Genomic DNA, 24708 nt, shown 5'->3' with positions numbered 1-24708 from the left:
CTCTACTCAGTTCACCTTAGCGAACGCCATCCTGACGCAGGGCGGCCGGGGTGAAGTCGCTGGTGGTGGCAGTGAAGCCGAAGTCATAGGCCGACTTCTCTTCGTTTTTCATGCCCAGTGCCAGGTATCGACCTGACTGCAGGTCGTACAGGGCTTCGAGGGCATACCACGGCACTTGCTTGTCGTAGTAGTTCTCGGCATGTGCCTCGCCTACACGCCACAGTTGGCCACGACCGTCGTAATGGTCGATGACTGCGGCCTGCCAGGTATCTTCGTCGATGTAGAAGTCACGCTTGGCGTAGATGTGGCGCTGACCTTCTTTCAACGTGGCAACCACATGCCACACCCGGCGCAACTCGTAACGCGCCAGATCCTGGTTGATGTGGCCGGCCTTGATGATGTCGGCGTACTTGAGGTTCGGGTCGTCGAGCTTGTAGCTGTCGGAAGCGATGTACATCTCCTTCTTGCCTTCGAGCTTCCAGTCATAACGATCCGGCGCACCGTTGAACATGTCGAGGTTGTCGGAGGTACGCAGGCCGTCGGCCGCGGTACCCGGACCGTCATAGGACACTTGTGGCGCGCGACGGACACGGCGCTGACCGGCGTTGTAGACCCACGCCGAACGTGGTTCCTTGACCTGGTCGAGCGTCTCGTGAACCAGCAGTACACCACCGGCCAGACGTGCCGGAGCGGTCACTTTCTGCTTGAAGTAGAACAGGATGTTGCCCGGATTTTTCGGGTCGTAGTCCTTCATCTTGTCGCGGAAGACGAACTGGTCCTGGAAATACACCAGGCTGAACGAGCCATTCGGCTGCGGCGTGGCCTGGGTCACCAGGCGGGTCACGCTGCCCCCGCGATAGCGGGTGATGTGGTTCCAGATGACTTCCACGCCGCTTTTCGGAATCGGGAACGGCACGGCGCTCTCGAAGTTTTCCAGGCCGTTGCCGCCGGACACCAGGTTGGTGTTGGTGGCATTGCGCTTGATGGCAGCGAACACGTCATCCGGCACGGTAGCACCGCGATGGGACGGATAGACCGGCATCTTGAAGGTTTCCGGGTAGCGCTTGAACATCGCGTACTGGCCCGGGGCGAGCTTTTCCTTGTACTGGTCGACGTTCTGCGCCGTGATGGTGAACAGCGGTTTTTCGCTGGCGAACGGATTGGACAGGAAACCTTTGCTGTCGACCGTACCGGCGTTCTTCGCCATCGGCTTCCAGGCCGGGATCGAACCGTCGGCGTTACCCGCCATTTCAGCGCCCATCGGGGTCAGGCTCTTGCCCAGTTTGTCGGCCTCGGCTTGGGGGACCGCTGCGATGACGCTGGTCGCCAGCAGCGAAAGACCCAGAACACCGGCGTGGAACAGACTCTTTGTTATTTTCATTTATGCGTTCGTCCTGAAAATACTGTGCTTAGAAGTTCACGCCGAGGCTGAGCGCAACGAAGTCGCGGTCATCCACGGTGGTGTACTTGCCGTCGAAGAAGTTGGTGTAGGCCAGGCTCGCGGTGTAGGTGTTCTGGTACTCGGCATCGACACCCAGGCTCACCGCTTTACGGCCTTCCTCGAAGTTGCCGCCAGGACCAGGGGAGTAACCGCTCACGTCATGGGACCAGGCAACGTTCGGCTTGAGGTTCACACCGGCAAACACGTCGTTGTATTCCCAGATGGCGCGGCCGCGGTAGCCCCACGAAGTCGCGGTGGTGAAGCCTTCGTCGGTGCAGTTGCGGCTGAGGTTGTTCCTCGGCGTGCCCGGGCCGGCACCGTTGATGGTGCTGTTGTTGAGTGCAACGCAGGTATTCTGCCCACCGGTCGCCGGCAACTCGCCAGGGCCGTAGACCGGGTCACGGCCGTAACGGACATCGGAAGAGCTTTCCAGCCCGCCGACATGGGTCACGCCCACTTCACCTACCAGGGTCAGACGGCTGGCGCCCATGACCTGATCGAAGAAGTGCGTCAGGGTAGTCTGGAACTGGGTGATTTCCTTGCGGTTATACCCGTGCAGGTCCTGGCCAGGCACGCCGTTGAGCAGCGAGGCGTTGCTCAGGGAGCCGCCCAATGGACGAACACCGGCGAACAGGATGTCGGTGGAGTTGAGCTGCACCGGAGCGTTCGGTCGGTAGCTGATCTCACCACTCCACGCCGTACCGGTAGGCAGGGTGGTGGAGAAGCTCAAGCCATACAGACGGATGTCTTCCGGGTACTCGATGAAGTATTGCGAGTTACCCGCCACCAGCAGTGGGCCAAGTGCCGCGAACGGGCCGGGCAGCGCGCGTGCGGTGTTGTAGACCGACTGCGGCGCACCGGTGGCGCTGAAGATCGGCGCACGGCTGTGGTAGTTCATGAAGTAGGCGCCGAACTCGGTGTCCAGCGGATCAAACATGTACTTGAAAGACGCACCCCACTGACCGCTGTCGCGGGCATCGCGATCCGGGCCGCGACGCACCAGAACACCTTCTTCGTTGACGTCAACGCCGTTGGCGGCCAGAGGCCCCAGGGCAATGGCCGGAATTTGCGAGCGTTTGTTCAGCACGCGCAGATTGTTGTCGCAGCCGTCGGCAACGATGTCCGGCTGGGAGAAGAACGTGCCGCAGTTGTCGACGACAGTCTGGTCCCATTCAATTTGATAGAACGCTTCGGCCGAGAGGTTTTCAGTCAGGCTCTGGGACACATAGAACATGTTGACCGGGATCAGGCCTTCCTTGATCTCGGCACCCGGGCGACGGAATGCGGACACGTCGATCGGGTTGATCGAGTTGATGCCGCCACCGATGAAGGTACTTTCACCCCAGCTCACGACCTGCTTGCCCAGACGCACGGAACCTGGTTGATCGGCAATGGAGTAGTTGTGGTAGACGAAGGCGTCGAGGATCTGGCCGCCGGCGGACTTGGCGCCTTCCTTGCGGCCCTCGTCGCTGATGTCCTTGAACGGACGGCTTTCGTCCTTCAGTTCAAAGTCGTACCAGTATTTGCCACGGACGAAAACACCGGTATCGCCGTATTTCAGTTCAAGGTCATGGATGCCCTTGAAGATCTTCGAGAAGGTTTCCCCGCTCTTGAAGTTCAGGTGACCATCATCAGAAGTCTGGGACAGACCCTTGCCGCCGTTGTTGACACCAATGAGGTTCTTGTTCGGCTGCTCGGTAGACCAACTGGCACCAATCGAGAGGGATGAGTCGAACTGACCTTCGATTTCACCGACGTTGAAACTGACGCCGAATGCTGGCCCGGCGAGCGTAGAGGCAAGACTGACAGCCAGGGGCAGTTTCGCCCGGCGCCAGAACTGGTTTACTGATGTCATCGACGCTACTCCATGTGCATTTTATTGTTATGGCATGAGCACTTCTAAAAACGCTGTGGATAACCGGGAGCCATGGCATCCCAAAGTCTTTCCAAAGTTGCATCGCCCCGGTTCGTGCGGTTGCCCCGTTCTTAAAAATCCTTGAGCGGACTATAGCCAGCAGGTAGTAGCGCTTGATCCCTCTAAAGTGTGATTTGCAGCTGCCAGCCACTCTGGAACAGTCCTTTCGCCAGTCCGACACCCGTCGGCACGGCAAGGATGGCTGAAAATTTCGATTTGACAAGCCAAGCGCTTGCTTGGTGGGCCTGGCGTGCCATTTCGGGCACGCCAGGAGGCACTTAAAGCGTCGAGAGGAAGGTGCTGTTGGTGGCCTGCCATTCGCTGATGTCGACACGAATGCGCTTCTTGTCGAGCTTGCCAACGCTGGTCTTGGGAATTTCAGTAACAAGGGCGATCTGGCTTGGAATTGCCCACTTGCTCAAGTGCCCCAACTCCACAAACGGCTTGAGGTGTTCCTTGAGTTCCCGGGCCCCGATTACATGACCTTCACGGACTACCAGCAGGGCAAACGGCCGCTCGCCCCACTGCGGATCGGGGATCCCCACCACTGCTACTTCACGTACCGCCGCATGACGGCTGATCAGGTCTTCCAGGTCCAGGGAGGAGATCCACTCGCCACCGGTCTTGATCACGTCCTTGATCCGGTCACGAATGTCGATCACGCCCATGCTGTCGAGGGTCGCCACATCACCCGTGTGCAGCCAGCCACCGGCCCAGAGTTCGGCACCCTTCTGCGGCTCGTTGAAATACCCCTCGGTCAGCCATGGCGCGCGTAGTACCAGCTCGCCCTGGGTCTCGCCGTCAGCGGGCAGGAAGTTGCCCTCGGTGTCGACGATCGCCGCCTCCACCAAAGGACCAGGCACGCCGGCCTTGATCCGGTAGGTGGTGCGTTCGTCTTCGGTGCCGGCCATCAACTCATCGTTCAAGTGCGCGCACGACACCAGTGGCCCGGTTTCCGACATGCCGTAGGCGGCGGTCAACTGAATGCCCTTGGCCTTGGCAGCCTCGTACAACGTGCGGTTCAGGGCGCTGCCGCCGATGACGATTTTCCAGCCGCCGAAGTCGAGGTTCTGCGCGGCCTTGGCATTGAGGACCATCTGCAAAATGGTCGGCACGCAATGGGAGAACGTGACCTTCTCCTTGCGCCACAACTCCACCAGGTATTCCGGGTCATAACGGCCGGGGTACACCTGTTTGAGCCCGAGCATGGTCGCCACATACGGCAAGCCCCACGCGTGCACGTGGAACATCGGGGTGATCGGCATGTACACGTCGTTGGTGCCCAGCAGGCGCACACTGTCGATCGCGCCCATGATGGTCGACACACCCATGGTGTGCAGCACCAGTTGCCGATGGGTGAAGTACACACCTTTGGGATTGCCGGTGGTGCCGGTGGTATAGAACGTGGTCGCGACCGAGTTTTCGTCGAAATCCTGGAAATCGTACTGCGGGCTCGCCGCGGCCAGCAGTTGTTCGTATTCGCCGACAAGGTTCGGCAGGTCCGCGGTTTTTTCCGGCAGGTCAGTCAGCAGCAGGGTCTTGTCGACCGTGGTCAGTTGCCCCTCGATCGCCTTGTAGAGGCCGACGAACTCGCTGTTGACCAGCACAAAGCGGTCCTCGGCGTGGTTCATGGTGTAGAGGATCTGTTCCGGCGACAGGCGCACGTTGATGGTGTGGATCACCGCACCGATCATCGGGATGGCGAACATGCATTCCAGGTAACGATGGCTGTCCCAGTCCATCACACCCACGGCATCCCCAGGCTTGACCCCGGCCGCTGTCAGCACGTTGGCCAGGCGGGCCACCCGTTCGATCAGGGTCGGGTAGCTATAGCGCAACTTGTCGCGGTAGATGATCTCGCGGGTTTTCTCATAACGGGCACCGGACATCAGCAGCCGCTTGATCAGCAGCGGGTACTGGTATGCGCCTTCGGCCGGGGGGATAACGCGAGTCTGCAACATAAGAATCCCTTTTTCTGACTGCACGGACGTGACTGAAAGTACGCACTGTAGTGCCCTTGATCGTCAGCCAAATCAGCCAAAGGAATGATTTGTAGAGCCGCGTGAATACTGGCCTTGAGCCAGCGCTCACGCTGTTCGATGTACTTTGTGCTCAGCGCAATCAATGCATCTCGGTGAACGCCAGCTTCACGCCGATCGCAATCAGCACCGCGCCCATGGTCCGGTCGAACCAATGCCCCATGCGCGCAAAACCGGCGCGTACGCGCTGCTGGCTGAACAACATCGCCACCAGGCAGAACCAGGCGGCTGTCGCGGCGGCCAGATAAACCCCGTAACCGGCCTGCACGGCCAGCGGCGTGTGCGGGTTGATCACCACGGTGAACAACGAGAGGAAGAACAATGTGGCTTTCGGGTTGAGGCCGTTGGTGACGAAACCCGAGGTGAAGGCGCCGCGGGCCGTGCGCTCGCCGGCTTCCTTGTGCAGATCGTCCGCCACAGGCTTGGCCGGCTGCGCGCGCAGTGCCTTGTAACCGATGTACAGCAGGTAAGCGGCGGCGGCCCACTTCAAGGCATTGAACAGCACGATCGACTGGGACACGATCAGGCCGATACCCAACAGCGAGTAACCCACGTGCAGGAAAATCGCCGTGCCCACACCCAGTGCGGTCCAGGTGCCCGCGCGGCGACCATGGGTAACACTTTCACGTACCACCACGGCAAAGTCCGGGCCGGGGCTGGCCACGGCCAGCAAGTGAATCAGGGCAACGGTCAAGAACTCTGTCCAGTACATGTGGGGCTCCTTTAGGGGTAGGCCAATCAATAAAAGTCCGAGGCATCCATCACACCTGTGGCGAGGGGGCTCGCCCCCGTTCGACTGCGCAGCAGTCGCAAAACCGGTCCATCAGGTACACCTGACAAAACCAGCGTTAAGGGGGCCGCTTCGCGCCCCAACGGGGCGGTGCGGCGATCCGACAAGCCCCCTCGCCACAGTTATTTCATCTGGTAGGCTCGGCAGATTACGCCTTCAGTTCAATGCACAAAAGGTACAGTTGATGACGAACACTCACCGCGCCGTTTTCCTCGACCACCCGTCCCTGGACCTCGGCGACCTTGACCTCAACCCGCTGCGCAGTTGTTTCAGCGATTTGCAGCTGTTCGCCCAGACCCTGCCCGATCAAGTCATCGAACACCTCAAGGGCGCCACTGTCGCCATCAGCAACAAGATCCTGATCGATGCCGCCGCCATGGCCGCCAGCCCTGATCTCAAACTGATCCTGATCACTGCGACCGGCACCAACAACGTCGACCTCGCCGCCGCCCGAGCCCATGGAATCACCGTGTGCAACTGCCAGGGCTACGGCACACCGTCGGTGGCGCAGCACACGATCATGCTGCTGCTCAACCTGGCCACGCGCCTGGCCGATTATCAAAAGGCCGTCGGCGCAGGTCGCTGGCAGCAGGCCAAGCAGTTCTGCTTGCTGGATTACCCGATTGTCGAACTCGAAGGCAAAACCCTCGGCCTGCTGGGCCACGGTGAACTGGGCGGCGCGGTTGCACGGCTGGCCGAAGCCTTCGGCATGCGCGTTGTGCTGGGGCAAATTCCCGGACGCCCTGCCCGGCCTGACCGCATGCCACTGGATGAACTGCTGCCGCAAATCGACGCCCTGACCCTGCACTGCCCGCTCAACGAACACACCCGCCACTTCATCGGCGCCCGTGAACTGGCCTCGATGAAGCCCGGCGCGTTCGTGGTCAACACCGCCCGCGGAGGCCTGATCGACGAACGGGCCCTGGCCGACGCTTTGCGCAACGGGCATCTGGGCGGCGCAGCCACTGACGTGCTGAGCGTTGAACCGCCCATCCATGGCAATCCGCTGCTGGCCCACGACATCCCGCGCCTGATCGTCACCCCGCACAACGCCTGGGGCAGCCGCGAAGCGCGCCAGCGAATCGTCGGTCAAGTGACCGAAAACGCACTGGGATACTTCAGCGGTAAGGCGCTGCGGGTCGTCAGTTGATAAACTGCGGCACTTTTTTTTCACGGGAGCAGTTATGGATCCGCGCAGTGAAGTACTGCTTCGTCAGGCCGAGTTATTCCAGGGTTCGGTGTTGTTGGCCGGTTTGCCCGCCGACGACCTGCTGGGCCGTCTGCCCGAAGCTCATGGCTGGTGCTGGCACGCCGGCGATCAGGCCGCGCTGGACGCCCGCTTCGCCGAGCGCAGCCATTTTGGCGTGAATGCGCCCGAGCGCTCGTTCGATGCCGCCGTGGTGTTTCTGCCCAAGGCCAAGGACCTGACCGATTACATCCTCAACGCCCTCGCCTCGCGGCTGGCCGGCCGCGAGCTGTACCTGGTCGGCGAGAAAAAAAGCGGCATCGAAGGTGCCGCCAAACAACTCAACCCGTTCGGCAAGCCGCGCAAACTCGACAGCGCGCGCCACTGCCAGCTCTGGCTGGTCACCGTGGCCAACGCGCCTGAAGCCAAACCGCTGGAAAGCCTGGCGCAAACCTACGAACTGCCATTGGCCGAAGGCCCGTTGAAGGTCATCAGCCTGCCGGGGGTGTTCAGCCATGGTCGCCTCGATCGCGGCAGCGCGCTGCTGCTGGAGCATCTGGACAAATTGCCCAGCGGTCACTTGCTCGATTTCGGTTGCGGCGCAGGGGTTCTGGGCGCGGCGGTGAAACGTCGTTACCCGCACAACCAGGTCACTTTGCTGGATGTGGATGCCTTTGCCGCTGCCAGCAGTCGCCTGACCCTGGCGGCCAATGGTCTGGAAGCCGAGGTAATTACCGGTGACGGAATCGATGCCGCGCCTATGGGTTTGAGTGCGATCCTGAGCAACCCGCCGTTCCATGTCGGCGTGCACACCGACTATTTCGCAACGGAAAACTTGCTGCGAAAAGCAGCCAAACATCTGAAAAACGGCGGCGAACTGCGCCTGGTAGCGAACAGCTTCCTGAAGTATCAACCGCTGATCGAAGAGCACCTCGGCGTGTGTGCGATCAAGGCCGAAGGACAGGGTTTCCGGATCTACCGGGCTAAACGCGGTTGAGCTTTTTCTGAAAAAGAAGGCTTGCCGAATGGATTTTGCCTAGGCAGAATCCGCTCCGTCCTAGGGGAGTAGTCTCCCACGAGCGCCACGCTCGTCCGGCATGCGTCAACATACTTGGTCCTCAGACCATGGCGCATGCGACCCAAGCATCCACACCAGATGGATCGCAGGGTTTGACAAGACCTATGACACGAACACCTTACCCGGGGCGGGAAGGCTGTACGTGTCATAGCCGTGTCGACCCGCCCCTTAGGAAAACCCTGATGCTGGATTCACTACTCGTACCCACCGCAATCGTTGCCTTGGCCGAAATCGGCGACAAGACGCAGCTGCTCGCGCTCATTCTCGCTGCCCGCTTCCGCAAGCCCTGGCCAATCATTGCCGGTATCGTCGCCGCGACCCTGGCCAACCACGCGGCCGCCGGTGCAGTTGGCGCCTGGGTCGGCAGTTTCTTCTCGGATACGATGCTGCACTGGATCCTCGCCGCGAGCTTCGCCGCGACCGCCCTGTGGACCCTGGTGCCGGACAAGATGGATGACGACGAAGCCAGCACCGCCCGCAAGTTCGGGCCGTTCCTGACCACGCTGATCGCGTTCTTCCTGGCGGAAATCGGCGACAAGACGCAGATCGCGACCGTGATGCTGGCTGCGCAATATCCGGAGTTGTGGCTGGTGATCATCGGTACCACCCTCGGCATGCTGATTGCCAACGTACCGGTGGTTCTGGCGGGTAACTTTGCCGCGGACAAACTACCGTTGACCCTGATCCGTCGATTGGCAGCGTCGGCGTTCTTCATCCTGGCGATTGTCGCGGTGTACAAGGCGATGCAGAGCAGCGGGTGGGTTTGACGGTTTAGGTCGATAGACCGCGTTATCGTTCTTCGCGAGCAAGCCCGCTCCCACATTGGATCTCCAGTGCATACAAAATTTGCAGTCAAAGGAGACTCAGTGTGGGAGCGGGCTTGCTCGCGAAGAGGCCAGCGGCCTCACCACATAACCATCAGGACTTCTTGGCCTGCTCATACAAAGGCATGACTTTCGGAATCGCCGCCTGCAACGCCGCAATACGGCTCGCCGACGCCGGGTGAGTGCTCATGAACTCCGGTGGCGCACCTTCCGAGACCTTGCTCATCTTGTTCCACAAGGTGATCGCGGCATTCGGGTTGTAGCCAGCGCGGGCTGCCAATTCCAGGCCGATCAGGTCCGCTTCGTTTTCATTGGCGCGGCTGTTGGGCAAGGTCATACCGTAGTTGGCCACGGTATCGGCCAGGGCCAGGCTGTCCTGCCCCAACCCGAGCAACGCACCGGCGCCCTGCTTGGCCATTTCGATGCCGTAAGCCTTGGACATCGCTTCACGACCGTGTTCGCGCAGGGCGTGGGCGATTTCATGACCCATGATCGCGGCGATTTCATCGTCGGTCAGCTGCAGTTTGTCGATCAACCCGGTGTAAAAGATGATCTTGCCGCCAGGGCCGCAGTTGGCGTTGAGCTCATCACTCTTGATCAGGTTGACTTCCCACTTCCACTGGGCCGCGTCCGGGCGGAAGTTCGGCGCCTGGGCAATCAGCCGATCGGCAATCGCCTGAACCCGCTTGGCATCATTGCTGGTCTTGTCCAGCACACCCTTGCTGGACGCCTCGCCCACAGTCTTCTGATAGGACTGGGCGTACATCTGGTCGACCTCTTGCGCGGACAACATGCTGAACATGTACTGCTTGCGCTCAACGCCTACGGCACCACCGCTGGTGGTATTGACCGACTGGCAACCGGTGAGCAGCAGCGCCGCGCTCAGTGCACTGACAACCAAAATCTTGTTCATCAAAAAACTCCCTGAAAACCTGCCGCGTATCCTAGGCGTGGATATGTATCGACGCCAGATACAATGGACGTAAGACGCGCAATTCGGACAAAGCTCTCATCGCCCGTAGAAAAAAATTCACATTCGGCGACAATCCGCGGCCCATCACGCCGGGCATTGATTCAATTACGACATCCGGCACGCAAAAACGGTCATTTCAGTCACCCGCGCTCATGCCCGCCCGCCACCCTGCCGATACACCTCCGCAGACGTCCTTTCGCGTGCGGAGCCCCCATGAAATTCAAGTCGATCCAGTTTTCCGTGGCGGCCCTTGCCGGCGCCATTGTCCTTAGTGTCGTGGCAGCGCTGGTGGTGTACGCGCTGTTTGCCGGCGCCCGGACCCAAGACATGGTCCAGGAGCGGACCCAGGCACAATTCGAGCAAGTCATCGAACAACGCCTGACGTCCCTGGCGCAAACCCAGGTCAGCCAGATCCAGCGCGAACTCGAAGCACCGCTGCTGATTGCAGGCGGACTGGTGCGGGTCAACGCCCTGATCGGCACACCGGGCGCCGATGGCCAGCCTTCGCTGAGTCTCAGCCGCGAGCAACTGATTGGCCTGATCAAGGAAAACGTGGTCAAGAACCCGAAAATCCTCGGCACCTACATCGGCTGGGAAAAGGACGCACTGGATCACAACGATGCGGCCTACGTCGGCACTCAAGTGGTTGGCATCGACGCCGCCAACGGGCGCTTCCTGCCGTGGTGGTTCCGCAACGACGACGGCACCCTGGGCCTGGACAAACTGGTGGACGTCGACGACCAGAAGACCCTGTCCACCGGCGTGCGCGCCAGCGAATACTACCTGTGCTCGAAAGAAAGCAAAAAATCCTGCGTGATCGATCCGGCACCTTACAAGGTCGGCGACAAGATCGTGATGCTCGCCTCCTTTATTGAACCGATCATGCTCAACGGCGCCTTCCAGGGCATCGTCGGCGCCGACCTGTCGGTGAACTTCATCCAGGAAATGCTCCTGGGCGCCAACCAGAAACTCTACAGCGGCGCAGGCGAAATGGCCCTGATTGGCGGCAATGGCCGGATCGTTGCCTACACCAAGGATCCGAGCAAATTCGGCGAGAAGGTCAGCGACATCCTCGACAGCAAGCAGATTGCCAACATGGCCAATCTCAAGCGCGGCGAAGTCACCTACAGCGTCGACAAGGCCCAGGGCCGGATCGAGCTGTACCTGCCTTTCGGCATCGGCCAGACCGACGCCCGCTGGACCCTGATGCTGCAATTGCCGCTGAACGCGGTGATGGCCGACCTGCAGAAACTCCAGGCCGACCTGGACGCACAGCGCAAATCCGACACCTTTGGCATGGCGATGGTCGGCCTGGTGATTGCCGGTATCGGCTTGCTGGTGATCTGGCTGGTGGGCCACGGCATCGCCCGTCCACTCAAGCAGATGGTGGCCATGCTCGACGATATCGCCCAGGGCGAAGGTGACCTGACACGGCGCCTGACCAGCGACCGCGCCGACGAACTGGGCTCGATCGCCAAAGGCTTCAACACCTTCCTGGCCAAGTTGCAGGCGATGATCACCCAGGTGGTGACGTCGGTGCAGAGCGTCAGCGATTCGTCGGAACACACCGCCGACATCGCCATCCGCACCAACACCGGTGTGCACAAGCAGATGGCCGAGATCGATCAGGTGGCCACCGCCGTGCAGGAAATGACCGCCACCGCCCAGGACGTGGCGCGCAATGCGACCCAGGCCGCACAGGCCGCCAGCCATGCCGACCAGGCCGCCAGCCAGGGCATGCAGATCGTGCGCGACACCTCGAACTCGATCGGCGCCCTCGCCGTGGAGATCGGCCGGGCCGTGGGCGTGGTGCAAACCCTGGCCAAGGACAGCGAAAACATCAACGCCATCCTCACCGCCATTCGCGGGATCGCCGAGCAGACCAACCTGCTGGCCTTGAACGCCGCCATCGAGGCCGCCCGCGCCGGTGAACAGGGCCGAGGTTTTGCCGTGGTAGCCGACGAGGTGCGCAACCTGGCGCAGAAGACGCAAAAGGCCACCGAAGAAATCCAGACAATGATCCAGCAACTGCAGCAAGGCACGCGGGATGTGGTGCGGGTCATGGAAGACAGCCAGAACCGCACGGACGAAAGCGTGCAGCACGCGGCCAAGGCCGCCGAGGCGTTGGAAACCATTACTCAGGCGGTGTCGGTGATCAACGACATGAACACCCAGATTGCCAGCGCGGCCGAGGAGCAAAGTGCGGTGGCGGACGACATCAACCGCAACGTGATCAACATCGGCCAGGTAGCCAATGAAGTGGCCGGCGGCGCGGATGAGTCGAGTGCGGCCAGTGCGGACTTGACCAAACTGGCCGAGCAGCAACGGCGGCTGATCAATCAGTTCAGGGTTTGATTCAAGGGCCTCATCGCTGGCAAGCCAGCTCCTACAAGGGATTTGCGAACACCTGTAGGAGCTGGCTTGCCAGCGATGGGGCCAGCACTGACACCAAAAAACTCAACCCGGGGTCAAACACTCCGGCCCATTGAGCTTCGGATCATTCACCATATTGGCCAGCACCCTTTCGCGCAACGCGGCAGGCTCACTGGCCAGCAATGCCTGCAAGGCATGCAACGGCGTCTCTGGATCCAGCCACGTGGCCTGCCCCGCCTCATCAAGAATCAACGGCCGCCGCTGGCTCGCCGCCGGTTGGGTAATCACGGCGGTACTCAGCCACACCTGCTCCTGCACCGGATACGCCTCCCAGATCGCCGCAAAGAACAATGACGAGCCCTCCCCCGGTGTCAGCCAGTACGGGCGCTTGCGCGTCGTGCCGCGCCATTCGTAGAAACCATTGGCCGGCAACAGGCAGCGGCGCTCGCGCAAGGCCTGGCGAAACATTGGCTGTTCGGCAACGGTTTCGGCGCGGGCATGGGCCGGGGTACGGGACAGGTCGGTCAGCCAGGGTGGCGTCAGGCCCCAACGGGCGCGGGCCAGCGAGCGCTGGCCGTCGGGCCCGGCTCGCAGCATCAACACCGAATCATTCGGGGAAATGTTCCACTGCGCCTGTTGGTCGGCGGGAAAACCGGGCAGCGCCGCAAAGGCGGGATTCCAGCGAAACAGGGCATAACGTCCACACATGGGGCAATACGGCTCTTGATCAATCGAACGCCAGCCTAACAGACCAGCGTGCCGGGAAAGCTGTCCGGCTCATCGCCGGACAGCGGCAGCGCTGCATTGTACGCGGTGATCAGCTCACGGGCGTATTCGGCCTGGTCGTTATCGACCGACAGCCCGAGCAGGCCATAGATCGGCAACTCCCCGGAGCCGCCGAGCAAATCACGGCCCACCAGATGCGCCTCGATGCCCTCGCTGGCGAGCATGCCTTGCAGCAACTCGCCTTCCATCAGGTTCTCCGGATCGTAGATGCGCTGCATACACGCTCCTCAGTGGTTTTCGCTGAACACTTCGAGATGCCATTCCTCGTCATGAACCTGCAACACGAAGGTTATCGGCCGGCAGCACACCTGACAGTCTTCAATATAGGTCTGATCGCCACCGGACAAATCCAGCGTCGTCTCGACTTCCTCACCACAATACGGACATTCATATTGCGTAGTTTCCAGCATCGCGGTCTCCCAGGTGACTTGTGCGTATAATCGCCGGTCTATTTACAGGGCTATTTTTGTCTGGCTACTTTTTCAGACCGTGCCCCGCCGGTTTTCTATCAGAACCTTTACTTACCCTAGCCGTTTCTAACAAGAGAGCATGATGGGCGAATTCGATGCCATCCGACCTTACGACGACAGCGAAGTCCCAGCGGTGCTGGATCGGCTGCTTGGCGACAAGGCGTTTCTAGATATCCTCACCCACTTCCGCTTCCCGCGTTTCGCCGGCGCTTTAGGCTGGGCACTCAAACCTCTTATAGCCCATCGGCTACGCCGTGAGTTTGCCGGCGTGACCTGTGTGGCCACGTTACAGGACAAAGTCGAGGTTTACGTCGACCACACCATCGAACGCGCCACCGACGGTGTCACCTATACCGGGGTGGAGCAATTCAAGTCCGGCAGTGCCTACCTGTTCATCGCCAACCACCGCGATATCGTGATGGACCCGGCCTTCGTCAACTACGCCGTGTACCACGCCGGCCTGCCGACCCCGCGCATCGCCATTGGCGACAACCTGCTGCAAAAGCCTTTCGTCAGCGACCTGATGCGCCTGAACAAGAGTTTCATCGTGCACCGCTCGATCAGCGGACGTCGGGAGAAAATGGCGGCTTATCAGCTGCTGTCGGCGTACATCAACCATTCGATCCGCAACGATTGCGCCTCGATCTGGATCGCCCAGGCTGAAGGCCGCGCCAAGGACGGTGACGACCGTACCGAATCGGCGATCCTCAAGATGTTCCACATGAGCCGCAAGGACGAGCCGTTCGGCGAGGTCATTCAGTCGCTGAACCTGACCCCGGTGTCGATCAGCTACGAATACGACCCGTGCGACCAGGCCAAGGCCCGCGAGCTTTACATCCGCGCCACCACCGGCAGCTACACCAAGGTACCGGGCGAGGATGACGTGAGCATCGCCAAGGGCATCACCGGCTACAAGGGCCGGGTGCATGTGAACTTTGCCGCGCCGATCAGCGAACTGTTCGAAGACACCAAGCAATTGGCCGTCGAGATGGACAAGCAAATCCTCAGCGGATACCGCTTGTTCCCGGTGCACTACCTGGCTTACGCGCAGTGGAAAGACGCTGATCCGCAGTTGCAGGTGCCGAAAGCCGCGCAAGTGTTCCCGGCCGAGGAACTGGCCAAGGCCCAGGAAGAATGGCAACGCCGCCTGGACGCCTGCCCTGAAGAGCATCGTCCATTCCTGGTGCTGCAATATGCGACGCCGGTGCGCAATCAGTACCGGGTGAAGGCTGGCTTGCCGCTGTAAGCGGTTTCCGCCAGATGTGAAAACGGCGCTTTTTGTGGCGAGGGGGCTTGCCCCCGTCGGGTTGCGAAGCAACCCCAATAAGCTTACGACTGCTACGCAGCCGAACGGGGGCAAGCCCCCTCGCCACAGGGTTTACTTCAGCCTCAGACTTGAGTACTGATCCACGACACCAGCAGCGCCAAACCCATACAGGCAAAACCGAAGATGTAGAAAAACCGGTTCATGCGCAAGGTCGCCCAGTCCAGCGTGGGCTCTACGTTAGGGCTGCTCTGGCGCTGCGCCTGCAGACTGGCCATCGCGCGCATTTCACGGCGTCGAGTCGCGTGCAGCAACCAGCCGCCCGGGAAGGCAAAAAGCAAGGCCAGCAGATTGATCAATTTGGCGGGATGGGCGGTAAACAGCGTCATCAAGTGCAGCGACATCACAAACCTCAGGCAAAACAGGCATGGCAGGTGCCGACCGGCGACCGCGGCGCGGATTCTACCGAAAGCCTGCGCACCTGCCCTCTGTTTCCGACAAATAACAAAGCAATTGATCAAGGGCTGTCCTGCGTCACGGTTTCGTCATCTGAATCGGCGACCATGCGCGCCTCGAAACCGACACGGACTACGTCATGCTCCACGCCGAAAACCAGGATCGTCTTTACCTCATCACCCCCAGCGAAGAACAACAGGCCCTCGTCGGCAGCCTCGCTTTCAACGTTCAGGACCGCCATTGGCTGGTGTATTGCGCCCTGGGCGGGCATCAACATGCGGATTTGCCGGAAACGGATTTGCTCACGGGTGTGAGTATGCTGGACTTTTACTCGCAGGCGGCCTGACACCAACGCCCCCCTGTAGGAGCGAGCCTGCTCGCGATGGTCGTTAACGATTACGCGGGGAATCTGATACCCCACGGCGCCCTCAAGTCCATCGCGAGCAGGCTCGCTCCTACAGGGGCTCGCATTATTCGCCGAGAATCTGACCCACGGTCGGGTCCTTGAACAAGCGGGTCAATGCATCGCTCAGCACATCGCTGACCAGCTTGGTGTTGGTTTCCTGGTTCGGCGCCATACCGAAGCGCTGGTCCAGGGACGAACCATAACGGCCGCTGTAGCGACGGTTGGCGTTCTGTACATCGGAGCGGAACGTCGCGCCGATGGTGGCTTCGGTCACGTACATGCCTTCCTTGGGCGACTGGTACTTCAATTCTGCCAGGGTCACGGTCAATTGCGGTGCATTCATCGCATTGTTCGTCGGGGTAAAGCCCAACAGACGTACGGCGGCCTCAGCCTGGGCCTGCAGCTTCGGCAGGATCTGTGCGCCCTGCACGGTGATCGCGCTGGTCTCCGGGTACAGGCCACCACGGGTGCCCAGCGTCGGTGACGGACGACCGTCCACTACACGTACCACGACAGGCTGACCATGGCCGACCGGGGCCAACTGGGCGGTCAGCTTGGGTTCCGGGCTCAGTTGTTGCGGGCTGTGGGCGCAGCCAACCAGGGTCAAACTGGTCACAGTGATCAAACCGAACAACAGGCGTTGCAACATGCTCTTCTCTCCAGAATCAGGCACAAACAGGCCGGCAGTATAGCGGTGCGCCACTGCGGGTAACCAGCACCGCACAGTGTTTGATGAAATCTCTGACACCCCCTCGGAAATGCGGTTCCTGTCACACAGATGTCACCAGTCCTACACTTGCACGTAATGGCCTGAAGGCAATCTTCTCAGCAGTCACCCACACGGTACTTCGCCATGCGCCATCTGATCTCCCTGTTCGCGCCACGCCCACTGCATCGCTGCTTCGCCCTGCTCGACCGCAACGGACACTGCCAGGCCTTCAAACAGTGCAGCCTCCAGCCCATGGGCGATGGCTGGGTTGAAATCGAAGAGATCCGCCTGAACTGGCTGAATCAGCCGCTGCCAGCCGGCGCCCGCGTCGTCTCGCAACAGCAGCAGCCACGCTCACGTGCACAGCAACTGCTGACAACCTGACCAAACACCTAATAAAAGTCATTAAACACGACCATTTCCCTGCGTTTCTTAGATACAATCTCCCCCCGATTATAAGGACGTCTCCTGATCGGGCCTCGCAGCATCGTCAATGCGCTTGTATTGACACCCCGCACCGCCCACAGAGAGCCGCCCACACAGATCGAGTGAAGCTGGCGCGCTTGCTGTTTTGTTGAGCAAAACCTCCACTTTTCGCGAATCTGCAGAGCTGTCATTACGCTCGGTCACTGAGCTGTCTGCCCGTTTTTCGGGCACGGTGCCAGGCTGGGACAGCCCTTTTTGAGGTTCACGTCTTCAAAAGAGCGTGAAAAAAACGGGTTTTCACAACTTCACAAGAGTGTGGCGAGCAAATGAATAGTTTTGCGTCTGAACATGCACCATTAGCGTCTACAACAGCCCAACGACACAGGACCGAGTATTCCTCGAACACCGGAGCCTGAAGCCTGTCCGCTACGGATTTGGTTGCACAAACGGATGTATCGACCATAAGTCGAATTGCCTCCCGCGCGCTGAAATGAGTTCATATGGCTCATAGGCCCGGCAGGTAGGCGTCCGTCGAAGTTGCGATAAATTGCGAAGATTCGGACATGGCGATACTGCCATGAGTTCGAGGGGCATCACTGACTCGCCCCGGAACGCCTGGCAGCCATGCCGACAATTTGGTGCTGCAGATTTTGGAGACGCGTTAAATGGCGCATAACGAAGCAGTCGACGTAGTACTGGTTGGGGCCGGCATCATGAGTGCCACCCTGGCGGTACTGCTCAAAGAGCTCGACCCCGCGATCAAGCTGGAAGTCGTCGAGCTGATGGATTCCGGTGCCGCGGAGAGTTCCAACCCGTGGAACAACGCCGGTACCGGTCACGCCGGGCTGTGTGAGCTCAACTACACGCCGCAGGCCGCCGATGGCGCCGTCGACATCAAGAAAGCCGTGCACATCAACACCCAATTCGAGGTGTCGAAGCAGTTCTGGTCGTACCTGACCAAAAAAGGCACGTTCGGCTCGTGCAAATCGTTTATCAGCCCGGTGCCACACCTGAGTTTCGTGCAAGGCGACAGCGGCGTGTCCTTCCTCAAGGAACGCTTCAAGGTGCTGAGCAAGCACCACGCCTTCACGGACATGGAGTACACCGAAGACAAGGCAAAGATGGCAGAGTGGATGCCATTGATGATGCCTGGCCGCGACGCTGGCGAAACCCTGGCCGCCACCCGCGTGATCAATGGCACCGACGTCAACTTCGGCGCCCTGACCAACCAGTTGCTCAAGCACCTGACCAGCGCACCCGATGCCCAGGTCAAGTACTGCAAGCGCGTGACCGGCCTCAAGCGCAGCAACGGCGGCTGGACTGTCAGCATCAAGGACGTCAACAGCGGCAACACCCGTGAAGTCGACGCCAAGTTCGTCTTCCTCGGCGCTGGCGGCGCGGCATTGCCGTTGCTGCAAGCCTCGGGCATCGAAGAAAGCAAAGGCTTCGGCGGCTTCCCGATCAGCGGCCAGTGGCTACGTTGCGACAACCCGGAAGTGGTCAAGCACCACCAGGCCAAGGTGTACAGCCAGGCAGCCGTGGGTTCGCCGCCCATGTCCGTGCCGCACCTGGACACCCGCGTGGTCGATGGCAAGACGTCCCTGCTGTTCGGACCCTACGCCGGTTTCACCACCAAGTTCCTCAAGCACGGTTCCTTCATGGACTTGCCGATGTCGGTTCGCGCCGGCAACATCGGGCCGATGCTGGCCGTGGCGAAAAACAACATGGACCTGACCAAGTACCTGGTCAGCGAAGTGATGCAGTCGATGGAGCAGCGCCTGGATTCCCTGCGCCGCTTCTACCCGGAGGCGAAAGCCGAAGACTGGCGCCTAGAAGTGGCCGGCCAACGGGTGCAAATCATCAAGAAAGACCCGAAAAAAGGCGGCATCCTGCAATTCGGTACCGAACTGGTCGCGGCCAAGGACGGTTCCCTGGCGGCACTGCTCGGCGCTTCGCCAGGTGCCTCGGTGACCGTTTCGATCATGCTCGAGCTGATCGAAAAATGCTTCCCGACCAAGGCCAAGGGCGAATGGGCTGGCAAACTGGCAGAGATCTTCCCCGCCCGGGAAAAAGTCCTGGAAACCGACGCTGCGCTGTATCGCAAGATCAACACGCAGAACAACGTTGCCCTGGAACTGGTTGAAGCCAGCAGCGAGACCGAAAGCTACGCTTGATTCGGTCACATGAAAAACGCCCCGCTCCTGTAGGAGCCGGCTTGCTGGCGATGGCATCACCCCGGTGGATCTGACAGACCGAGGTGATGCCATCGCCAGCAAGCCGGCTCCTACAAGTACGGGGCGTTTTTTTTGCGGTGCCTAAAAGATCTTAACCGCGCGCCTTCTCGATCAGTTCGATGTAATCCGGCGCATTGCGCTGATCCTTGATCAGGGCAACGAAGTCATTGCCGTGCTCATCCTTGCCATTCACGTCGTAACCAGCCTCGACGAAGAACGTCAGGAAACGCTCGAAATCGTCGATGCGCAGGCCACGGTAGGCCTTGACCAGCTTGTGCAGAGACGGAGAAGTCGCGTCGACCGGTTCGAAATCGAGGAACAACTTGATCTGCTCATCGCCGATCTCGTCACCAATCACTTGTTTTTTATCTTTACGCATTGCCGGCTCCAGCTCGCAGACATTTCACGGGGCGGGCAGTTTACCCCCGTGCGGGCTCAAGGCTCAACGCGCACGCGTGCTACCGGTGTGCAGATCGGCCCAGACATGCCCATTGGCGTAGCTGAGGAACTGGCAATACACGGTGTCATTGCGTAACAAGTCGATCACCACCCGGTATTGCGCCAGCGGGTAATAGAGGGTCAGGGTCTTGCTCGACTCGTCGTAGACGGGCTTCTTCAGGCTTTTGCTCTCGCCATCGAAGTTGACCAGCACCTGACTGATGGTAGCGCCCTTGTTCAGGGACTTGCCCTTGAGGCGAATCATCAAGGGCGAGGTGACCGGTATCGGCTGTTGATTGGACTGACGCTGAGCGCCGACCACCACCGAATAATCGGTGACCTGCATCAGTTGCTGCTGTTCGGGAGCGGCATCGCGCAGAGTGAGATCGTCCGGCGGCAGGAATTGACTGTGCATGGGCGCAGGAGCGGCAGCCAACGGCAGGCTGAGGGTCAGCAACAGGGCGGCGCAGCAGCGGATCGAACGGCTCATGACAGGCTCCGGAATCGGGGCCGAACACTCTAGCATGGGTGCATGGACGCAGATCAATGTGGGAGCGGGCTTGCTCGCGAAGAGGGAGTGTCAGTCAACATCAATGCAGCTGACACACCGCTTTCGCGAGCAAGCCCGCTCCCACAGGGTACCGATCAATCGAACTGCGCGTGCATCCAGGCCTGATACACGGCAACACCAGGCTCGCCTTCGCGCGGCGCCCAATGCGCCAGTTCACCTTCACCAACCGGACGGTAAGGGCCGGCCTTGCATTCGAACATCAGGCTGTCGGCTTCCAGCACCACCAAACCGTGGAACACACCGGTTGGCAGGTCCACGCCAACACAGTCGCCGCCAGCCTCAAGCACGGTCTTGCTCAGCACCGTACCGGTCTCATCAAAGATCAACACGCCCAGCCGCCCCTTGAGGACCAACAGGGTTTCGGCCTTGTTGTCGCCCAGATGCCGATGAGGCGGAATATACGTGGACGGCTGCAACCCCACCGCCATGCGATGGCAGGCATCTTCCATCTGATGGAAGTTGTGATGCTGACGTCCACGAGGACTGGCCGCGGCTTTCCCGGCCAGCTCGGCGAACAAGGTCTGATCCAGAAAGCGAGGCGTATCCATGTCTTACATTCCTTTAACGGCGAAAATCCCGTTGGCGTTACGCCAGTAGCCTTTGTAGTCCATGCCGTAACCGAAGATGTAGCGGTCGATGCACGGCAGACCGACGAAATCGGCCTTGAGGTCCGGGCGGGCCTTGCGGTCGTGGTCTTTGTCGATCAACACGGCGGTGTGCACTTTACGCGCGCCGGCGTGTTTGCAGAAGTCGATGATCGCGCCCAGGGTGTGACCTTCGTCGAGGATGTCGTCGATGATCAACACATCACGGTCGATGAAGGACACTTCCGGCTTGGCTTTCCAGAACAGGTCACCGCCGCTGGTTTCGTTGCGATAGCGGGTCGCGTGCAGGTAGGACGCTTCCAGCGGGAACTGCAGATAGGTCAGCAGCTTGCCGGAGAAAATCAGGCCGCCGTTCATCACGCAGAACACCACCGGGTTGCTGTCGGCCATTTGTTCGTTGATTTGTGCACCGACACGGGCGATGGCCGCCTCGACTTCAGCTTCGGTGTACAGGCAGTCAGCCTCTCGCATGATTTGACGGATATGCTCGAGATCAGCGGACATGGCGCTCTCCAAGGGTTTGAGGGGGAGGGACGGATTCGGAAAAGCGGGCAAAGGTACGCATCCAGCGAGGCCAGATCAAGCGTTTGTGGACTAACGTACTGTATGTCTATAGGACAACACCCTCGGATAGATTAATCTAGGCCGGTTTTTTTGCCCGCCGCCGGAGCCTTTCCCCATGCCCATCCATGAGATCCGCCACCCGCTGATCCGTCATAAACTTGGCCTAATGCGCCGCGCAGACATCAGCACGAAGAATTTCCGTGAGCTCGCTCAGGAAGTCGGCGCCCTGCTGACCTATGAAGCCACCAAAGACCTGCCGCTGGAATCCTACGATATCGAAGGCTGGTGCGGCACCGTATCGGTCGAAAAGATCGCCGGCAAGAAAATCACCGTGGTACCGATCCTGCGTGCCGGCATCGGCATGCTCGAAGGCGTGCTCAGCCTGATCCCCGGCGCCAAAGTCAGCGCCGTCGGCGTGGCTCGCAACGAGGAAACCCTCGAAGCCCACACCTATTTGGAAAAACTGGTACCGGAAATCGACGAACGCCTGGCGATGATCATCGACCCGATGCTCGCCACCGGCGGCTCGATGGTTGCCACCATCGACCTGCTGAAAAAGGCCGGCTGCAAGGACATCCGCGCCATGGTGCTGGTTGCCGCGCCGGAAGGCATTGCCGTGGTCGAGAAAGCTCACCCGGACGTGATCATCTACACCGCGTCCATTGATCAAAAACTGAACGAGCACGGCTACATCATCCCGGGACTGGGCGATGCCGGTGACAAGATCTTCGGCACCAAGCAGAAGGACGCGTGACCATGCAGCAAGAGTTCAACGATCCGCTCTGGCGCACGGTGCTGTCGGGTGCACAGATGCTGTTCGTGGCCTTCGGCGCCCTGGTGTTGATGCCGCTGATTACCGGCCTCGACCCGAACGTGGCGCTGTTCACGGCCGGCCTGGGGACGATCCTGTTCCAGATCGTCACCGGGCGCCAGGTGCCAGTGTTCCTGGCATCGAGCTTTGCCTTCATCACCCCGATCATTCTCGCCAAGGGCCAGTTCGGCCTGGCCGCGACCATGGGCGGCGTGATGGCGGCGGGTTTCGTCTACACCTTCCTCGGCCTTGCGGTGAAGATCAAAGGCACTGGTTTCATCGACCGCCTGCTGCCTCCGGTAGTGATTGGCCCGGTGATCATCTCCATCGGCCTCGCCATGGCCCCGATCGCCGCCAACATGGCCATGGGCAAGGCCGGCGACGGCAGCGAATTGATTCATTACCAGACGGCGATGATGATCTCGATGCCGGCGCTGCTGACCACGCTGATCGTCGCGGTTTTCGGCAAGGGCATTTTCCGCCTGGTGCCGATCATCTCCGGCGTGCTGGTCGGTTTCGGCATGGCGTTCTATTTCGGCGTGGTCGATACCGCGAAGATCGCTGCGGCACCCTGGTTCGCCATCCCGCACTTCACCGCGCCGGAATTCAACTGGCAGGCGATTCTGTTCATCGTTCCGGTGGCCCTGGCCCCGGCCATCGAACACATCGGCGGCGTGATTGCCGTGGGTAGCGTGACCGGTCGCGATTACCTGAAGAAACCCGGCCTGCACCGCACCCTGCTCGGCGACGGCATTGCCACCACGGCGGCCGGTCTGTTCGGCGGCCCGCCCAACACCACCTACGCCGAAGTGACTGGCGCGGTGATGCTGACCAAGAACTACAACCCGAAAATCATGACCTGGGCGGCGATCTTCGCCATCAGCCTGGCGTTCATCGGCAAGTTCGGCGCGCTGCTGCAAAGCATCCCGGTGCCGGTGATGGGCGGGATTCTGTGCCTGTTGTTCGGTTCGATTGCGGCGGTGGGGATGAACACGCTGATCCGCCACAAGATCGATCTGGGCGAGGCGCGCAATCTGGTGATTGTTTCGGTGACCCTGGTGTTCGGGATCGGCGGCGTGCTGATCGGCACCGGCACCGGGCCGGACGATTTCGGCCTGAAAGGCATCGCGCTGTGCGCGGTGGTGGCGATTGGCTTGAACCTGCTCCTGCCGGGCAATGACAGCTGGAAGCACAAGAAGGCGGATGAGCCGCTGCTGTAATGCTTCAAGAGCTTTGTTGTTAATGAAATAGCTTTCGCGAGCAAGCCCGCTCCCACAGTTTGGAATGCATTTCCCTGTGGGAGCGGGCTTGCTCGCGAAGCTTTTAAAGCGCCAACGGCGCCCTTTCGCACAACGCACTCAACGCCCGCGCCCAATGCGGGTCATCGTTGAGGCACGGCACCAGCACCAACTCCTCGCCTCCCGCTTCGCGGAACTGCTCCTTGCCGCGATCACCGATCTCTTCCAGGGTCTCGATGCAATCGGCAACGAACGCCGGGCACATCACCAGAACCTTTTTCACGCCGCTTTTGGCCAACTCATCGAGGCGCGCTTCGGTGTAGGGTTCGATCCATTTGGCGCGCCCCAGGCGCGACTGGAACGACACCGACCACTGGCCCTCCGACAGCCCCAAACGCTTGGCCACCTCTGCCGCCGTGCGCAGGCATTGGCCGCGATAACAGGTGGCGACCACCTCCGGCGGCGCACCGGCGCAGCAATCACCGCCGCCCTCGAAGCTGTGACCGGGGTTGAGCTTCTTCAGATGCCGTTCCGGCAACCCATGAAAACTCATCAGCAAGTGATCGAAGCCCTGCTGCAAATGCGGCCGGGTCGTGGCCACCAGCGCATCGAGGTACTCCGGTTGATCGTAGAAAGGCTGGAGCACCGACAACTGCACGTCGAGTTTATTCTCGCGCACCACGCGCTTGGCCTCTTCGATGACGGTGGTGGTGGTGCTGTCGGCGAACTGTGGATAAAGCGGCGCCAGCGTAATTCGCTTGTGCCCCGCGGCGGCCATGCGCACCAGCGTCGATTCGATTGACGGCTTGCCGTAACGCATCGCCAGTTCGACCGGGCCGTGCTGCCATTGACTGCTCATCGCTTGCTGCAGGCGGCGGCTGAGCACCACCAGCGGCGATCCCTCGTCCCACCAGATCGAGGCGTAAGCATGGGCCGACTGCTCGGGACGCTTGATCAGGATCAGCGACACCAGCAGCCGTCGCACTGGCCACGGCAAGTCGATCACGTACGGGTCCATCAGAAATTGATTGAGGTAGCTGCGCACATCCGCCACCGAGGTGGAGGCAGGTGAACCCAGGTTGACCAGAAGCAACGCGTGATCGGTCATGCA

General features: G+C 60.5%; 25 protein-coding genes, 1 pseudogene and 1 riboswitch. Of the genes and pseudogenes, 11 read left to right on the top strand and 15 right to left on the bottom strand.

What is annotated here, in order from left to right:
• Positions 1–16 precede the first annotated feature (16 nt).
• The 4 genes from KGA88_RS01555 to KGA88_RS01540 form a co-directional block, all read right to left on the bottom strand.
• Complete coding sequence (locus KGA88_RS01555; RefSeq protein WP_110658934.1) at positions 17–1381, bottom strand: DUF1329 domain-containing protein; 1365 nt, start codon at positions 1379–1381, stop codon at positions 17–19.
• 28 nt (positions 1382–1409) lie between these two features.
• On the bottom strand, positions 1410–3296 hold the full coding sequence (locus KGA88_RS01550; RefSeq protein WP_110658932.1) for a DUF1302 domain-containing protein: 1887 nt from the start codon (positions 3294–3296) through the stop codon (positions 1410–1412).
• Between the two features lie 338 nt (positions 3297–3634).
• Complete coding sequence (locus tag KGA88_RS01545) at positions 3635–5317, bottom strand: fatty acid--CoA ligase (protein ID WP_223588423.1); 1683 nt, start codon at positions 5315–5317, stop codon at positions 3635–3637.
• Positions 5318–5477: 160 nt separating this feature from the next.
• Positions 5478–6107, bottom strand: a complete 630-nt coding sequence (locus tag KGA88_RS01540; protein ID WP_110658928.1) for a LysE family translocator — start codon at positions 6105–6107, stop codon at positions 5478–5480.
• Between the two features lie 262 nt (positions 6108–6369).
• On the opposite strand from KGA88_RS01540, the gene KGA88_RS01535 reads away from it, so the two are divergent.
• The 3 genes from KGA88_RS01535 to KGA88_RS01525 all read left to right on the top strand — a co-directional run bounded on the left by KGA88_RS01535 (position 6370) and on the right by KGA88_RS01525 (position 9216).
• On the top strand, positions 6370–7335 hold the full coding sequence (locus KGA88_RS01535; RefSeq protein ID WP_223588421.1) for a 2-hydroxyacid dehydrogenase: 966 nt from the start codon (positions 6370–6372) through the stop codon (positions 7333–7335).
• Between the two features lie 34 nt (positions 7336–7369).
• Entirely contained in the window at positions 7370–8368 is a 999-nt protein-coding gene (locus tag KGA88_RS01530; RefSeq protein ID WP_110660671.1) for a class I SAM-dependent methyltransferase, read from the top strand.
• 51 nt (positions 8369–8419) lie between these two features.
• Positions 8420–8542: riboswitch (yybP-ykoY riboswitch) on the top strand.
• Positions 8543–8631: 89 nt separating this feature from the next.
• Positions 8632–9216, top strand: coding sequence for a TMEM165/GDT1 family protein (locus KGA88_RS01525; RefSeq protein ID WP_008016665.1), 585 nt, complete (start codon positions 8632–8634; stop codon positions 9214–9216).
• A gap of 151 nt (positions 9217–9367) precedes the next feature.
• On the opposite strand, the gene KGA88_RS01520 is transcribed toward KGA88_RS01525, so the two are convergent.
• Positions 9368–10186, bottom strand: coding sequence for a M48 family metallopeptidase (locus tag KGA88_RS01520; protein WP_110660670.1), 819 nt, complete (start codon positions 10184–10186; stop codon positions 9368–9370).
• A gap of 63 nt (positions 10187–10249) precedes the next feature.
• Here KGA88_RS01520 and KGA88_RS31675 point away from each other — a divergent pair.
• Both KGA88_RS31675 and KGA88_RS31670 read left to right on the top strand, forming a co-directional pair.
• Positions 10250–11746 (top strand): annotated as a pseudogene (locus tag KGA88_RS31675) (HAMP domain-containing protein); the annotation flags it as partial.
• Positions 11747–11758: 12 nt separating this feature from the next.
• Complete coding sequence (locus KGA88_RS31670; RefSeq protein ID WP_405046320.1) at positions 11759–12601, top strand: methyl-accepting chemotaxis protein; 843 nt, start codon at positions 11759–11761, stop codon at positions 12599–12601.
• A gap of 102 nt (positions 12602–12703) precedes the next feature.
• On the opposite strand, the gene KGA88_RS01510 is transcribed toward KGA88_RS31670, so the two are convergent.
• From KGA88_RS01510 to KGA88_RS01500, 3 genes are read right to left on the bottom strand one after another with little or no spacing between them, the layout of a single operon-like run.
• Entirely contained in the window at positions 12704–13327 is a 624-nt protein-coding gene (locus KGA88_RS01510) for an SOS response-associated peptidase (protein ID WP_110660668.1), read from the bottom strand.
• A gap of 35 nt (positions 13328–13362) precedes the next feature.
• Positions 13363–13623, bottom strand: coding sequence for a putative signal transducing protein (locus tag KGA88_RS01505; RefSeq protein ID WP_007997086.1), 261 nt, complete (start codon positions 13621–13623; stop codon positions 13363–13365).
• Between the two features lie 9 nt (positions 13624–13632).
• On the bottom strand, positions 13633–13815 hold the full coding sequence (locus KGA88_RS01500) for a CPXCG motif-containing cysteine-rich protein (protein WP_110660667.1): 183 nt from the start codon (positions 13813–13815) through the stop codon (positions 13633–13635).
• A 142-nt stretch (positions 13816–13957) separates the two neighbouring features.
• On the opposite strand from KGA88_RS01500, the gene KGA88_RS01495 reads away from it, so the two are divergent.
• Positions 13958–15121: a 1-acyl-sn-glycerol-3-phosphate acyltransferase gene (locus tag KGA88_RS01495; protein WP_181432077.1), complete on the top strand. Its 1164-nt coding sequence runs from the start codon at positions 13958–13960 to the stop codon at positions 15119–15121.
• Positions 15122–15264: 143 nt separating this feature from the next.
• Here the strand turns inward: KGA88_RS01495 and KGA88_RS01490 are convergent, their stop codons facing one another.
• A complete protein-coding gene (locus tag KGA88_RS01490) occupies positions 15265–15543 on the bottom strand; it encodes a hypothetical protein (RefSeq protein ID WP_223588416.1) in 279 nt (92 codons plus the stop codon).
• A gap of 191 nt (positions 15544–15734) precedes the next feature.
• On the opposite strand from KGA88_RS01490, the gene KGA88_RS01485 reads away from it, so the two are divergent.
• Positions 15735–15941: a hypothetical protein gene (locus KGA88_RS01485; protein WP_223588412.1), complete on the top strand. Its 207-nt coding sequence runs from the start codon at positions 15735–15737 to the stop codon at positions 15939–15941.
• A gap of 124 nt (positions 15942–16065) precedes the next feature.
• On the opposite strand, the gene KGA88_RS01480 is transcribed toward KGA88_RS01485, so the two are convergent.
• Positions 16066–16650, bottom strand: a complete 585-nt coding sequence (locus KGA88_RS01480) for a YajG family lipoprotein (protein ID WP_007973847.1) — start codon at positions 16648–16650, stop codon at positions 16066–16068.
• A 204-nt stretch (positions 16651–16854) separates the two neighbouring features.
• On the opposite strand from KGA88_RS01480, the gene KGA88_RS01475 reads away from it, so the two are divergent.
• Positions 16855–17094 (top strand): hypothetical protein, encoded by a 240-nt coding sequence (locus KGA88_RS01475; protein WP_110658448.1) that lies wholly within the window; start codon positions 16855–16857, stop codon positions 17092–17094.
• A 707-nt stretch (positions 17095–17801) separates the two neighbouring features.
• Positions 17802–19310, top strand: coding sequence for a malate dehydrogenase (quinone) (gene mqo / locus KGA88_RS01470; RefSeq protein ID WP_110658449.1), 1509 nt, complete (start codon positions 17802–17804; stop codon positions 19308–19310).
• A gap of 151 nt (positions 19311–19461) precedes the next feature.
• Here the strand turns inward: mqo and KGA88_RS01465 are convergent, their stop codons facing one another.
• The 4 genes from KGA88_RS01465 to KGA88_RS01450 form a co-directional block, all read right to left on the bottom strand.
• Entirely contained in the window at positions 19462–19749 is a 288-nt protein-coding gene (locus KGA88_RS01465) for a PA4642 family protein (protein ID WP_015096805.1), read from the bottom strand.
• A 63-nt stretch (positions 19750–19812) separates the two neighbouring features.
• Entirely contained in the window at positions 19813–20298 is a 486-nt protein-coding gene (locus tag KGA88_RS01460; protein ID WP_223588409.1) for a hypothetical protein, read from the bottom strand.
• Positions 20299–20453: 155 nt separating this feature from the next.
• Entirely contained in the window at positions 20454–20927 is a 474-nt protein-coding gene (locus tag KGA88_RS01455; protein WP_223588406.1) for a WbuC family cupin fold metalloprotein, read from the bottom strand.
• Positions 20928–20930: 3 nt separating this feature from the next.
• The gene (locus KGA88_RS01450) at positions 20931–21488 is read right to left on the bottom strand and encodes a hypoxanthine-guanine phosphoribosyltransferase (protein WP_007981338.1); all 558 of its coding nucleotides are present in this window, start codon (positions 21486–21488) and stop codon (positions 20931–20933) included.
• Between the two features lie 175 nt (positions 21489–21663).
• Between KGA88_RS01450 and upp the strand changes: the two genes are divergently transcribed.
• Both upp and KGA88_RS01440 read left to right on the top strand, forming a co-directional pair.
• Entirely contained in the window at positions 21664–22302 is a 639-nt protein-coding gene (gene upp, locus KGA88_RS01445; RefSeq protein WP_102671705.1) for a uracil phosphoribosyltransferase, read from the top strand.
• 2 nt (positions 22303–22304) lie between these two features.
• Positions 22305–23579, top strand: coding sequence for a uracil-xanthine permease family protein (locus KGA88_RS01440; protein ID WP_110658452.1), 1275 nt, complete (start codon positions 22305–22307; stop codon positions 23577–23579).
• A 103-nt stretch (positions 23580–23682) separates the two neighbouring features.
• On the opposite strand, the gene hemH is transcribed toward KGA88_RS01440, so the two are convergent.
• The gene (hemH, locus tag KGA88_RS01435) at positions 23683–24705 is read right to left on the bottom strand and encodes a ferrochelatase (protein ID WP_223588402.1); all 1023 of its coding nucleotides are present in this window, start codon (positions 24703–24705) and stop codon (positions 23683–23685) included.
• Positions 24706–24708 lie beyond the last annotated feature (3 nt).

Origin of the sequence: Pseudomonas sp. A-R-19, from assembly GCF_019956575.1 — a bacterium.
Taxonomy (GTDB): domain Bacteria; phylum Pseudomonadota; class Gammaproteobacteria; order Pseudomonadales; family Pseudomonadaceae; genus Aquipseudomonas.
The sequence above is the reverse complement of the archived record's forward strand: the minus strand, read 5'-3'. Positions and strand labels throughout refer to the sequence as shown.